The 13,767-nt window shown below is 66.2% G+C and carries 8 protein-coding genes; 3 read left to right on the forward strand and 5 right to left on the reverse strand.

The window, feature by feature from the left end; translation table 11 throughout:
• Positions 1-72 precede the first annotated feature (72 nt).
• Positions 73-645 (reverse strand): GNAT family N-acetyltransferase, encoded by a 573-nt coding sequence (locus BDK88_RS01930; protein WP_130498925.1) that lies wholly within the window; start codon positions 643-645, stop codon positions 73-75.
• A gap of 169 nt (positions 646-814) precedes the next feature.
• The gene (locus BDK88_RS01935) at positions 815-2,476 is read right to left on the reverse strand and encodes a hypothetical protein (protein WP_130498926.1); all 1,662 of its coding nucleotides are present in this window, start codon (positions 2,474-2,476) and stop codon (positions 815-817) included.
• A gap of 160 nt (positions 2,477-2,636) precedes the next feature.
• Here BDK88_RS01935 and BDK88_RS01940 point away from each other — a divergent pair, with 160 nt between their 5' ends.
• The 3 genes from BDK88_RS01940 (at position 2,637) to folP (ending at position 6,413) form a co-directional block, all read left to right on the forward strand.
• On the forward strand, positions 2,637-3,419 hold the full coding sequence (locus BDK88_RS01940; protein WP_130498927.1) for an ABC transporter ATP-binding protein: 783 nt from the start codon (positions 2,637-2,639) through the stop codon (positions 3,417-3,419).
• A 110-nt stretch (positions 3,420-3,529) separates the two neighbouring features.
• Positions 3,530-3,772, forward strand: coding sequence for a hypothetical protein (locus BDK88_RS01945; protein WP_130498928.1), 243 nt, complete (start codon positions 3,530-3,532; stop codon positions 3,770-3,772).
• A 97-nt stretch (positions 3,773-3,869) separates the two neighbouring features.
• Positions 3,870-6,413, forward strand: a complete 2,544-nt coding sequence (gene folP, locus BDK88_RS01950) for a dihydropteroate synthase (protein WP_130498929.1) — start codon at positions 3,870-3,872, stop codon at positions 6,411-6,413.
• A 356-nt stretch (positions 6,414-6,769) separates the two neighbouring features.
• On the opposite strand, the gene BDK88_RS01955 is transcribed toward folP, so the two are convergent.
• Genes BDK88_RS01955 through BDK88_RS01965 form a run of 3 tightly spaced genes read right to left on the reverse strand, consistent with a single transcriptional unit; the run spans position 6,770 to position 13,719 of the window.
• Positions 6,770-10,471, reverse strand: coding sequence for a UvrD-helicase domain-containing protein (locus tag BDK88_RS01955; RefSeq protein ID WP_130498930.1), 3,702 nt, complete (start codon positions 10,469-10,471; stop codon positions 6,770-6,772).
• Positions 10,464-11,504, reverse strand: a complete 1,041-nt coding sequence (locus tag BDK88_RS01960; protein WP_130498931.1) for a PD-(D/E)XK nuclease family protein — start codon at positions 11,502-11,504, stop codon at positions 10,464-10,466. The genes BDK88_RS01955 and BDK88_RS01960 overlap by 8 nt, the downstream gene beginning before the upstream one ends.
• The gene (locus tag BDK88_RS01965; RefSeq protein ID WP_130498932.1) at positions 11,497-13,719 is read right to left on the reverse strand and encodes a PD-(D/E)XK nuclease family protein; all 2,223 of its coding nucleotides are present in this window, start codon (positions 13,717-13,719) and stop codon (positions 11,497-11,499) included. Before BDK88_RS01965 ends, BDK88_RS01960 begins: the two co-directional genes overlap by 8 nt.
• Positions 13,720-13,767 lie beyond the last annotated feature (48 nt).

Raw genomic sequence — 13,767 nt, forward strand, 5'->3', positions numbered from 1 at the left:
ATACGGTCTTCTCGGTAGCGGTTGACAGTCAGACGGCAGACGGAGTCCCCAGCGCACTCGAGCGGTCGAAAACTACACCGCTCGAGTCGCCCGGTGAGCAAACGGGCCGACCCTGACGTAGCGCCGACGCCGCCGGGATTCGAAGCCATGGCGTTCGAACAGCGCACGTGAGGGGCTGTTATCGAGGGCGACGAGTGCGGTGGCACGGCTGGCACCCTCTGTCCGTGCGTGTCGGCAGGCCTCGGCGACGATCGCCGTCGCGATGCCGCGATTTCGGTGGTTGGGATCGACGAAGACGCGTCTGATGTAAGCTCCCTCAAACGCCAGCGTCCGCTCTAGCGGTTCGATCTCGTGTGTGGCATCGAGCGATACAAAACAGTACCCGCGAGGCTGGCCCTCCTCGAGCGCCGCGACGATCCGTTCGTCGGGACCCAGTTCGCCGACGGGTGCGTCGAGCGGCGCTACCTGCGCCGGCAGACAGGTCTCGACCGTATACGAGCCGTCGCTGGCCGCGTCGAACGCGGTTTCTCCCTCGAGCATCGTGACGTATTCGTCCATCACTGTCGCCGTGATCCCGACCCGTGCAAGCGCATCGTAGGCGGCGCGGCCGTATCGATTACGAGTCAGCCGCCACAGTTGTGGCATCGGTCGGCGGGTTTCGACGCTGACAAAATAAAGGATCGGGTCGGTGGAGTCACGCGACTCGAGCGGGCCGGACATCACTGTGTCGATAGAGACGATCCCAACTCTTCGTCGGCCGAGCACCCGACGGTGCGTAGTCACGCTGTCAAATACGCCCACCCTTGCTCCTCGTTCACTCGAAATCGTACCAGTCGAACCGTTCGACTGCGTACAGATAAGAGACGACTGGCGCGAGCAGGCCACCGAGCAGGACGGCCCAGGCCATGACAGTAATTGTCCGAGCGGCGATCGTCACCGACGGCAGCGGCGTCCACGCCGACATCGACGCGATCAGCCCGGCGATCAACTCGGGAGCCTCGAGATACAACACGGCGGCGGCGACCGACGGCAGCGCGATCGCGAGCGTGTAGACGGCAAACGCCGTCTTGCTCGGCATCACCGCCTCGCGGTTGTTGGTGACGTTGACGCTGCCAAAACGGGGAAACGCCGAGCCGATCCCGGTCGCGAGCGCCGGCGTCGCAATTGCCCCGGTGACGGTCGTGACGGTCAGAGCGGCGGTCTGCTCGAGCTCAAGCGGGCTCGCGATCCCAAAGCCAAGCGAGACGACGAACGCGAGCGGGACGCCGACGAGCGCGCCGGCAAGCATCCGGCCGCGAATCGCCTGCCTGCCGGTCAGCGTCGACGTGACGACGGCAGGCAGGGCCGGCCCGAGGTCGCCCAGCGGATTGAGCGTAAAGAGGACGCCGGCGGCCCAGACGGCGTACAGACAGAAGAGGACGGCCAGAAACGCCGGTACCGTCCCGAGTTCGACGATCTGCTGGATGAACCCGAGCGCGCCCAACAGCGGGTAGCCGGCGTAGGCCAACCGGATCGGGGCGCGTTTCGTCCGGCAGATCGCCGTCACCGTCACGGTTCGAACCGGCCGCGAGACGCGCCCTGCGAGGAGCGCGGTGAGCCGATCGGACGACGATTCCTCGTCGATCGGGTCGTCGTCGGTGCGAGCCGGATCCGCGAACCAGTGGCGGTCTGCGGCGGGGACGGCGGCCGCAAGGGCGACGCTTGCGAGACAGACAGTGCCGGCGATGGCCCCGGCGATCGCGGATAGTGAGGGCTCGAGGCCGGGGATTCCGATCACCAGCAGGTGACCGGGCCAGCCCAGCGGGCTCGCCTGTAACGCGGTAAACAGTGTCCCCATGACCGCGTTGAGGCCGCCGGTCGCGATCGCGCCGAAGTAGGCGAGCCAGAACGCAGCGAACAGCAGCGTTCGATAGCGGGCGATCGGCTCGTAGACGGTGATCAGATGTCGCACCCAGATGCCAACGAGGAAGCCGACCGGAACGGCGGTAACGACGACGAGCGCAACCGAAAGCGTCGCGGTGACGACGGGAATCGGCGTTCCCGCACCGGCTGCGAACGCGCCAGCGAAGAGTGCAGTGAGCGGGAGCATGACGACAGCGTAGCGCGCGACTTCGGCGGCGACGATGCCGACGACGGCGTTGCGAACTGCCGTCGACAACAGGAGGAACGCGGGCTCGTCGACGGCGGCGACTGCCGTGACGGTTCGCATGACCGTCATCACGGCCAGGAGCACCCACAGCACCGCGATCCCGCCGGTCACGTACTCGAGGACCGTCGTGGCGGTGTCAGTCGTGAGCGAGGCGGTGACGGCCTGCTCGCCCAGCGTCGGCAAGAGGGACACACCGAGGACCGTGATCGGGCCGAGCGCGACCACTGCGATCACGGCCATCAGGAGCAACTTCGTCCGATTGCCGACGATCGAGCGAACGGTCCGGCGGAAATCGAGATCCGCGACAGTCAGCGCAGCGTGTGTCATCACGAAACACCTCGCGTCGGTCGGCAGGAGGGGAGCAATTCCGGGCTCATAGTCGTGTTCGAGGTGTGCTGGCAGTAAACCCTTTGGATATCTGTCATTCGGTCGTGGCGACCGCTCAAACATGACACACTTTTAATTAGACACCGCCAAACGAACGCGTATGCGCCCTGCCGATGCCCCCGCCATCGAAACCGACGGACTGACGAAGCGGTACGGCGAGACGACCGCCGTCTCGGAGCTGACGATGACCGTCGAACGCGGTACCGTCTATGGATTTCTTGGACCCAACGGGGCGGGGAAGACGACCACGATGCGGATACTGACGACGCTGACGAGACCGACCGCAGGGACGGCTCGCGTCGCCGGCCATTCGATCACGGATCGCGAGTCGATTACCCCCCACATCGGTTATCTGCCAGAAGAGCCGCCAGTCTACGACGAACTCACTGGCCGGGAACAACTCGAGTACGCTGCCGGCCTCCGGGACATCCCCGAGACCGAGGCAAGCGAGCGCATCGATGCGTTGCTCGAGCGCTTCGACCTGCTCGAGGACGCCCACAAGCGCATCGAAGATTACTCGAAGGGAATGCGCCAGAAAGTCGGCGTCATCCAGGCAGTCCTGCACGAACCGGACGTAGCCTTCCTCGACGAACCGACCAGTGGCCTCGATCCCCGCGCGGCCCGAACGATGCGCGAGACCATCGCCGACCTCGCCGACCACGAAATGACGATCTTCCTCTCGACGCACATCCTCCCTGTCGTTGACGAACTGGCCGACGAGATCGGCGTCCTCCACAACGGGACGCTCGTCGCCGAGGACGATCCCGAACGGCTCAAGACCCGTGCCGAGACCGGCGACGCGCGCAGTCTCGAGGACGCATTCCTCGAGATCACTCGCGAGCCGACGGACGAGGGACACACACGGGAGCGTCCGTTGAAATGACCGTTCGGCGACAGAGAGCTACGCAAATAGCGTCTCGTCCGCTCTCGAGGACTCATATCCACTACGTTTTAGTGGCAAGCCATCGTACAGTCGTACGGAGGTGAGAATCGATGGTGGCGAGAGACATCACTGGAATCGTCGACCGCTCTCGAATCGGTGATCGGTCGTTGACAATCGACCGGTACGATCTCCTGTTGGGACTGATCCCGACAGCGTTCGTGGTCGCGTTTCTCGCTAGTCGATTGCTCAGTCTCCCCTTCGAAGCGGCCGTTCTCGGCGGTGCAGCCATCGCGGCGCTCGCGCTGTTCGATGGCGTCGTCTTCCGGCCGCCGACGGGGCTTCGAGGTACGTAACACCGTCGGCTGTGGCTCCGACAGTCGACGTTCGTGATCGGCGGGACACCGCCCCTTGTCCGACAGTATCAAAAACGACCGGGCTCTCGGTCACTGTATGGAGTATTACGAGGCGGCGGATTTCTTATTCGATCTCCGGCGGTTCCGCCCGAAGCCGGGCACCGAGTCGACCGCCCGGTTGCTGTCTCACCTTGAGCACCCTCATGCCGACGTCGATTTCGTGCAGATCGCCGGCTCCAACGGGAAAGGGAGCACGGCCCGCATGCTCGAGCGAACCCTGCGGGAGGCCGGCTACTCCGTCGGCCTCTACACCTCGCCACATCTCGAGGACCTCCGCGAGCGGGTTCGCGTCGACGGCCGGAAGATTCCCCGGTCGGCCGTCTGTGAGTACGTTGAAGCGATCCGCGAGTACATCACAGCGCAGGCCGCCGACGGCGAGTCGCCCACCTTCTTCGAGGCGATGACGGCGATGGCGCTGTGGCAGTTCGGCCGCGAGGATGTCGACGTCGCCATCCTCGAAGTCGGCATCGGCGGCAAATACGACGCAACGAGCGTCGTCGATCCCGTCGCCAGCGCAGTGACGAGCGTCACGTTAGAGCATACGGGCATCCTCGGCGACACCGAAGCGGAAATCGCCCGCGACAAGGCCCACGTCGCACCCGACGACGCGCCGCTGGTCACGGGCGTGACCGGCGAGCCACTCGAGGCGGTTCGTGAGGTCGCCGGTGACGTGGTGACTGTCGGGACGGACACGGCAGCCGACACACAGCCCGACGTCTATGTCACCTACGAGGGGCGGGCAAACCACATCGAAGCGACTGTCTCGCTCGACGGCGACGACTGGGACCTCGAGACACGGATCCCGCTGCTGGGCGAACATCAGGCGGTCAACGCCGGCATCGCCACAGTTCTCGCTCGGCAGTTCGCCGACGTTTCAGCGTCAGCCCTCGCCCGCGGGCTGCGAAGTGCTCACTGGCCGGGCCGGTTCGAAGTGATCGACACCGAGCCGCTGACCGTCCTCGATGGCGCGCACAACCCTGGTGCCTGCGAGCGACTCGGCGAAACGCTTGCGACCTACGACTACGACGACCTCCACGTCGTCTTCGGCGCGATGCACGAGAAAGAACACCGCGCGATGGCCGCCGCGTTGCCGACGCCCCAGCGTGTCGTGACGACCGAGCCGACGCTCGACCGCGCGGAGGACCCTGCCGTCCTCGCCGAAGCGTTCGCCGACGCCGGTGTCGACACGGTCCGGACCGAGGCCACCGTTCAAGATGCGCTCGCACGCGCACTCGAGGCGGCCGACGGCGACGACTGCGTGCTCGTCACCGGCTCGCTGTTCGTCGTCGCGGAGGCACGCTCGCGCTGGACCCGAACTGACGTTCCAAAGCGCGTCCGCGATCTCGCAGACGCTCGCGATGCACTCGAGGGGGCAAACGTCGCCGCAGGCGACATCGAACGGCTGGACGGCGACGCCGTCCACCGGGTCGTCAGAACGGCGCTGCGGGACCGACAGGCGAGCGTCCTGAAAGAAGAGTTGCTGCGAGTGGGCGGGGAATGTGCCCTGTCGGGCATCGAGCGCGACGACGAGGCCGTCGACGCCGTGTTGATGGGCACGCTCGCCCAGTTCGAGTCGCTCGTCGAGGCGCTCGAGAGCCGATCGCGTCCCCACGGGGTGGCAGATGTCGCTCGGGAACTGCGCGATACCCTCGCGCTCGAGGCCGGAGCAGACACCGAGGATCGACCGACACCGGCGGCGGGTCACACCGCGGGACGGTCCCGGTCGGCGTCCCGTTCTGCAGACGAGTCGCCCGGATCGGACGCTCCTTGGACGGATCGGACGGCCGTCATGGGCATCTTGAACGTCACGCCCGACAGCTTCCACGACGGCGGCCAATACAACGCACTCGAGGACGCGGTCGCCCGCGCCGAAGCGATGGTCGACGCCGGGGCCGACGTGATCGACGTCGGTGGCGAATCGACCCGGCCAGGCTCCGATCCCGTCTCAGTCGACGAAGAACTGGATCGCGTCCTGCCCGTGATCGAGGAGATCGCCGATCTCGACGCCATGCTGTCGGTCGACACCCGCCGGGCCGCCGTCGCCGACGCGACGCTCGCGGCCGGCGCGGACATCATCAACGACGTTTCGGGGCTCGAGGATCCTGAGATGCGCTTTGTCGTCGCCGACCACGACGCGAACTTGGTCGTGATGCATAGCATCGACGCGCCGGTCGTCCCCGACCGCGACGTCGCGTACGACGATGTCGTCGCGGACGTCCTCGATCAGCTCTCCGAACGCGTGTTACTCGCAGAGAAGGCTGGCCTCGATCGCGAGCAGATCATCGTCGACCCCGGCATCGGCTTCGGCAAGACCGCAGCGGAGAACTTCGAACTCCTCGACCGGATCGACGAGTTCCACGCGCTCGGCTGTCCCGTCCTGTTCGGCCACTCTCACAAGTCCATGTTCGAACACGTCGGCCGCGAGCCGGGCGACCGGCTCGAGGCAACCGTCGCTGCGACGGCGCTTGCGGCCGACCGCGGGGCCGACATCGTACGGGTCCACGACGTCGCAGAGAACGTCGCCGCGGTTCGGACGGCGCTTGCAGCGCGCGATCCAACGCAGTTTCACTGGCAGCCGTGACGACTCCCACGACCGCAGTCGTGGGCGTTCTCCTCGAAGCTGTGTAATCCACCGCTTCCCTCTCCGTTGTTCCTCCGTTCGAACGGCCGTTCTCGTCAGTAATAGCCACTCGCAACACGTATTGGGTATCATATAGGTTTAGTGTCTCGGTTCCCTACCACGACGCGAGGATGAGGAAGCTATCCGACAACTGTAGAGAACACCTCGAGCAAGCGTTACAAACCGACGATCCAAGCGAGAAGGATTTTCACATTCGGCAGGTGATGCAGGTGTGCGGCGTTGATCACCTTCCGGACGAGTCCGACGCGGAGTAACGAACCGTTCTCGATCCGGCGAGCCAAATCGATAGCTGCTGCTCAGTCGATCGTCTCCTCACGACCGGGAGCGTGCTCGTCCGGCCCGCAGCCAAGCGACCGATGCGGACAGCCCCGGCAGTGCTCGCCCGGTGTCGTCTCGTGAAACGACGGCTCGTCGACTGCCGCGAGCGTCTCGCGGACCGCGTCCCACGACGGGAGCGCGTCACGCTCGAACAGGTCGACACGAGGGCCGTCGACGTCACCGACGTAGACGTAGCCGGCTGCCGAGATCGGGTCGTCGAACCGGTCCGCACAGGCACGCAGGTAGAGCGCGAGCTGGACGGCGTCGTCGGGCGCGATCCGTTCTGTGGTCGCCTTGTAGTCGAGGACCGCCAGCCCACCGTCAGGTATCCGCCGGATCGAGTCGACGTACCCGACCACGTCCCCCGTCACGCCAACGACGTCCTCGAGCGAGAAGGGAAGCTCAGCAGCCAGTGGCTCCCAGTCGGCGACCGGGCGATCGATGTCGGGTGCGCTCGCTTCGAAGTAGCGGTCGATACAGGCGAGGACGGCCTCGCAGTGGGCGAGCAAATCGCGCGCGGTGAGTTGTCGAACCGCGGCCTCGCGCCACGCCTCGCGGGTGTGGTACTCGCGGTGGAAGGCCTCTTCGGCGACGTCGTGGAAGACGGTGCCGACGATTCGTGACGCCGGGTCGTCGGTCGCTGGGACCGGTCCGCCGTTCTCGGTCGCTTCGCCGCCGGCCGCCGATGCGGGATGTGGGTCGTCGATCGCCCGAACGACGTGATCCAGGTAGTGTTTCCGCGGACAGGTCTCGTGGGTGTCTATCGCGGAGTAGCTGTGGCGCATCGCGACCGGGAGCTCCGTCGTGGACGCGAGCGTCTCGACCGGGAAGCGGACGGTCTCGGTCGTCAACGCAGAGAGCTGCCGGCTGCCCGGAACCCGGATCTCGCCCCCCGGGCCATCACTGTCGCGGCCGTCCACGAGCCGACCGTCGCTCGCCGCGTCGGCCGCCGGCAACAACTGGCCGTCCCGGAGCAATCGTCCCAGCCGGTGGACGGTCTCGATCGCCTCGCGCGTCTCGAGGGGTTCGACCGGCCGGTCGCCGTAGTCAGCATAGTAGGTGATCGTCCCCGGACTCTCACTGGCCGAGGCGGCGATTTCGTCGGTTCGATCGACGACCGTCTCGGGGTAGATTTCCCGCACCCGCTCGAAGCTCTCGGTCAGCGACGACCACAGATCCATCCGCCGACCGGCTACCGACCACTCGATGTCGTCGGCCAGACAGGCGTCGGCAGTCGACACCGCGAGTTCGGTCTCGTCGCCGTCGTAGGCATATTCCGAGCCGAACAGGAACAGATGGTTCTCGGCGCGCGTGAGCGCGACGTGAAGCACCCGCCACTCCTCACCGACCGTCTCGGCGGCCAGATCCGCACAGAGCGGGGAGTCAACGTCGTCATCGAGCGCGGCGGCCAGCAGCCGGTGGCGGGCTCGCTCGACGTAATCGCCATCGACACACCACTCCTCGTCCGAGAGATACGGAATCAAGACCGTATCGAACTCGAGCCCCTTGGCCTGATGGACCGTCATCACGTCGACGCTGTCGGCGGATTGCGTTCCGCGGGTTCGGTCGCTGTCGCCGCCCTGAAGCGTCTCGGCAAGCGCGTCGACGAATTCGGTCGATAGCGACTGGATGACCCCGTCGGTGTCGTAGGCCTCGACGAACCGCTCGATGCGATCGAACTCGGCTCGCTCCTCGCTCGTACAGAACCACTCGATTCGGGTCAGGTCCCGGAACCGGCGCAGAAAGCCAGCCAGCGGGTAGACGTCCCGAAATCGCTCGAGTCGCTCGAGATGATCGCGAACCCGCTCGAGCCGATCAGGCTGGGTGAGCCGCTCGGCGTCGATGGCCATCACGGCGTCGTGCAGCGATCCCGGCTGTCCGTGCAGCGTCGCAAGATCGTCTTCCGTGAACCGGTAGCGGGCGAGCAACACGCGCCGGAGGTGGGCATCGGCAGCCGGGTCGACGAGGACCCGGAGATACGACAGCACCGTTTGCAGTCCGGGCGAAACGTCGCCACGGGGCGAGCCGGAGATTTCGTAGGGGAGCTGTTGGTCACCGAGAGCGTCCGCGATCGCCTGTGCGTGGCGATTCGTCCGGACGATAACCGCGATATCGCCCAGTTCGCGCTGTGGGACGTTCGCGGCCGCACCGTTGAGTAGCCGTGAGACCGTCGTCGCGACCCCCGCAGCCGTCGATCCTGGGATCGCGTCGCTTTCGACCTTGACGACGCGGTCCGGCGGATCGGCTTCAGCGTAGGTGCCTCGCGTTCGGCCGTCCTCGCGCAGCGTCTTCGAGGACTGCGGCCCGTAGTCACAGGCGTTCGTCAGATCGAGTATCTCCTGTCGCGAGCGGAAGTTACGCTCGAGTTCGATCGCCTCGTGGTCGTCGTAAGCGTCAGCCAGCCGATCGAGTCCCTCGCGGTCGGTGCCGCGCCAGCCGTAGATCGCCTGGTCTTTGTCACCGATCGCGAGCAGGTCCGGCCGATCGGGGCCGTCGGTGAGTGCAGTGAGCAGCGAGAACTGAGTTTCGTCGGTATCCTGAAACTCGTCGCAGTAGACCTGCGTCCACTGGTCCGTGATTTCGTCTGTGATCGCATCATCATCGAGCAGGCAGGTCGCCGTCCGAACGAGTTCGTCGAAATCGAGCGCGTCCGCTGCGTCGAGAGCGTCGTGGTAGTCCGCATAGACATCGGTATAGTGACGCGCCAGCCGAAGGAACTCGACGTAGTGTTTCAGCCGCCCGAAGGGCGTCTGTTCGATTCGGCTGGTCGCTGTCCCCCAGATCTGGTTGCCGAACAACGCCCGCGGAAGGTGTTTCGTGGTGGGGTCGTCGAGCGAGAGCGTCTCGATCGCGTTCGTCACGCACTGCTGGAGCACCCGGAGATACCGATCGACGTCACGAACCAGCTCGGCCTCGCGGAAGGCCGCCGGCGCTTCCGCGATCTTCTCGCGACAGTACGAGACGAGTTTCCCGTAGTCGATCAGCGACTCGCGGGCCTGTTCGACGTGTTCCTCCCGGTTGAAATACCGCAGCGCTTCGTTGTCGAACGACAGGGTCTCGTCGGCGCGTCGCTCGAGCCAGAGGACGAACTCGTGACAGAGCTCGAGGGTCCGCACCGGCGGCAGCGCCGCCTGTAGCTCATCGGGCGTGACGTTCTCCTGACTCATCGTCCCGATGAACTGGTCGACCGCAGCCGTAAGATCGGCCGGTGAACCGTCGTGTTTCGACGCGGTCGCGAAGCCGTAGTCGTTGTCCGCAAGCAGGCGGCCGACGAGCCGTCGGCGTTTGCGCTCGGTAACGACCTCGAACTCGGGCGAGTAGCCCAGATAGTAGGCGTACTCTCGGACGAGCCGATAACAGAACGAGTGGTAGGTGTAGACGTCGATCGCCGCCGCTGCGTCGGGGTCGAGCCGTTCGGCGACCGCTGCGCGGATGCTCGCGGCGGCTTCGTTCGCGAAGGTCAACACGAGCACGTCGTCGGGCTCGACGTCACCCCGCTCGATGGCGCGCTCGAGCCGAACGAGCATCGTCGTCGTCTTCCCGGTGCCCGCACCGGCGTCGACGGACGTACAGGCCGTGTGACTCTCGATGACCGCTTTCTGGTTGCCCTTCGGCTCGATCTCGTCGACGGGTGCGAGCGTATCGTGCTCGCGGTCGGTTCGGCGCGGTCTCTCAGCCATCGAAGCGTACCTCCGTTGCGATGTGGTCCTGACAGCAGACCGTATACTCACAGTCGGGACAGGCGTGCTCTGCGATCCGATCCCAGCTATCGGCTGGATCGAACGATCCCGAACACAGGTCCGCAACGACCGCCGCCAGCTGGCTATCGACTGTCTCGTTTCGATGCTCGTGCGTCATGCCGAACGTGTGGTGGTCGACGTAGACCTCGGTCAGATCGGCGACCTCGAGGCTCGTCTCGACCGCGTCCCGGACCCAGTTGACCGTCAGCCCCGACCTGTCGGCAAGCGGAATCTGGAGGTATCGACAGGTCCGATCCTCGAGTCCGAGCCGATCACGAAGCCCGCGAAGGCCGTCGAGGACGACGGCGGTCTCGAGGAGCGCACCGACGGGACCGGGCTCGAACACGTCCGACTCGTCGTCGAAGTGGTCGGTAAAGCGATCGGCGACGTCGCCCTCCCAGTCGGACCGATAGCGGAGCCAGCCAAGCGACGCAAGCGTTGGGACGAACCGGACGCCGACGAGCGACGAGCCGTCGCCGGCGACGTAGTCGACCGTCGCATCGATCGTCACCGCGTCCGCGTCGTCTGCAGCGTTCGGTTCCGGAACCGAAAGCGTCCTCGAGAGCGGTAATTCAGGCCCGATCAGTTCGCCGCGAGCCGCCGCGGCGTCGAGCCGTGTGATCCCCGCGGCGTGGTCCGTTCCAACCTGCGCGACGTAGGCAGCGAGCGTCGCCTCAAGGACCCGCCGTTCGTGGCGGCGCTGGGCGACGGAGTGAAAGCGCTCGTCGTACTCGTCCCAGCGCGTCGCAAGCCGGTCACGGGCGACCTGCTCGAGTGCGTCAGGGTCTGTCTCCCCACTTCGGAGCCCATCACAGATCGCGGCTCTGAGGAGCGCGATCCGGTCGGCGACCGTGTCATCGTCGCCCATCTCGAGCCCGTGGCGGTGGGCGAACTCGTACCGCCGCGGACAGTGGAGATACGTTCGGAGACCGTCGACAGTGAGCGAATCGCCTTGGGTCGCCGCGTCAGTCATCGCGGACCACCTCACCTGCGGCGAACTCGAACTGCGACCGGACCGCATCAGCGAGGGCGGCGTCGACATCACCCTCCTCGAGGACGACTGCAATCTCCTCGAACAGCGCTTCTGTCTCGCCGAGGTCGGCCTCGCCGCCGGTACTGGCCTTCCGGAGCACCCGCTCGAGTTCGCCCCGTGGCTGGGCGAGCAGTGCCTCGAGGGCGTTCGTCTCACCGTGGATCGCCACACCAGCGCTCGAGTCGACGTCCGCGAGCGTGAGTCCGGGCGTTGCGTCGATCAGTTGCAGATAGCGGGATTCGTCGTAGCTCCGGCGCAGGCCACCGGCACCGCGTTCGTAGGAACAACAGTAGAGGGCCCGCTCGGCAGCGCGGGCCCCGAGTGCAAGCTGGCGGCGGGAGCGCTGGGCATGGTACGTCTCGAAGGGATCGCCGACATCGGCGGTGTCGACTGTCGCGAAGGTGTCGGTGATCGCCTCGAGGGAGGGATCGGTGACAGCCGGATAGGCAGCCATCTGCCGAAGCCACGCCTGCGGGAACAGTTGCGTGAGAAACTGCTCGCCAGGATAGGTCTCGTCGATCAGATCGAGCAGGAACACGGCGTTCCGCGAGTCGTATTTCAGGTCATCGATGGCACAGACGGTGACGCCACCGGTCGGTGGCCGCGTCTCGACTGCGTGGACGTAGGGTGCGTCGTACCGGATCGTCCGCCGAAGCATCCGGCGTAGTCCCTGCCAGTCCGGCCCGACGAGGTCGGTCTCCTCGACGAAGTCGGCGATCTCGAGTACCCGACGGATGCCCTGGTACTGCTCGCGGGCGTCGACCCATTCCTCCTCGCGGGCGATCCGGCCTTTCAGGTCGGTCCGGTGGATCCAACGCTCGAGCGAGCGCCGGACGCTCGCGCCGGCGGTGTCCGCGAGCAAGGCAGGTGAAAAGTCGGGAACGCGAGCCCGAAGGCGGTCGATCGACGCGGCTCGCGGATCGCTCGCTCCCTGCGTCGTGGCAGACGCGAGTCGCTCGAGGGAGTCTTCGTCACGGTCCCGTTCGCACTGGCACGTGACGACGGCGTAGAGTTCGTTTACAGCGGGATCTTCGGCCAGCGACGGGGTCCCGATCGTGGCGGTCGGGACGCCCGCGTCACGGAGTCGCCGTCTGATCTCGGGAACGCGTTCGATCCGCGGGGCGGCGACGGCGAACGCGTCGTAGGACCAGCCATGGCGGTCGCGCAGCGACTGAATCTCGGTGGCAACCGCCCGAACCTGTTCGCGGGCAGTTCCGGTGCGGATGCGTCGTGCGCGTCCCATCGAATCGGCGTCAGGGGGTTGCTCCGGGGACTCGCCGGTCGCTAGAAACCGCACGATCGACTGGTGTGGCGGCCTAGCGTCCGTTGTGCGTACTGTCTCGAGTTCGAGCGACTCGACTGTAAGCCCCGCGTCAGCTGCGAGCGCGTCGACCGAACCGGGTTCGACGCGCGTCCGCTCGACGCTGGCGTGGCGTTCGCCGAGACAGACCAGTTCGGCGTCGCGCGTGAGCGCAGCGAGATACCGGCGGTCGAGCCGGCGATATTCCTCGAACTCGACGGCGAGGACGGCGTCGAAGGAGGCGGTCACGCGCGTCCGAAGGCCGTCGGCGTCGGCCTCGAGTAAGTCGACTGCCTGCGGGATCACGTCAGCCCGCTCGACGTAGCCCCGATCGTCGAGTTCCGCGTGGAAGCGGTCGTTCATCGCGTACAGAAAGGCCAGGCAGTCGTGGGGATCGTCGAGGTCGTCGCGGCGGAGCCGTTGACGGGTCGCCGCGAGCAGCAGTTGCCCCACGTCGCGCGTAAAGCTCTCGTGGGCGGCCGCCCGCTCGAGATAGTCCGGAATCGCACGGTTCGCGCCGTCGATTACCAGCGAAATGAGTTCGATCCGTTCCTCGTACTCGAGGCGGTCCAGTGTCGGATCGTACTCCTCGATGGTCTTCGAGGCGTGTTCCGGGAGCGACTCGACGCGAGGCGAGCGAGGCCCCCCGTCGGCCCGCGCGAGATCGGCGTCGGCCAGCGCCTCGGTCAGCGACTCGAGACCCGTTGGGTGCCGTTTCAAGACTAACACGTTGCGTGGGCCATACTCGTCGGCGAGCGCAGCGTACTCCGAAGCGACGGCCGCGAAGACGTCGCTCCCAGGTGCGGGCGCGGGGAGGAGCTTGCAGGGTCCCTCGAGCGTGGGCGGCGTCGTCATCGATCGTACGTCACCGAGTATGACCGATTTCCTATTTAAATGTAGGCA

It is taken from the genome of Natrinema hispanicum (genome assembly GCF_004217335.1).
In the GTDB taxonomy this organism is placed as follows: Archaea; Halobacteriota; Halobacteria; order Halobacteriales; family Natrialbaceae; genus Natrinema; species Natrinema hispanicum.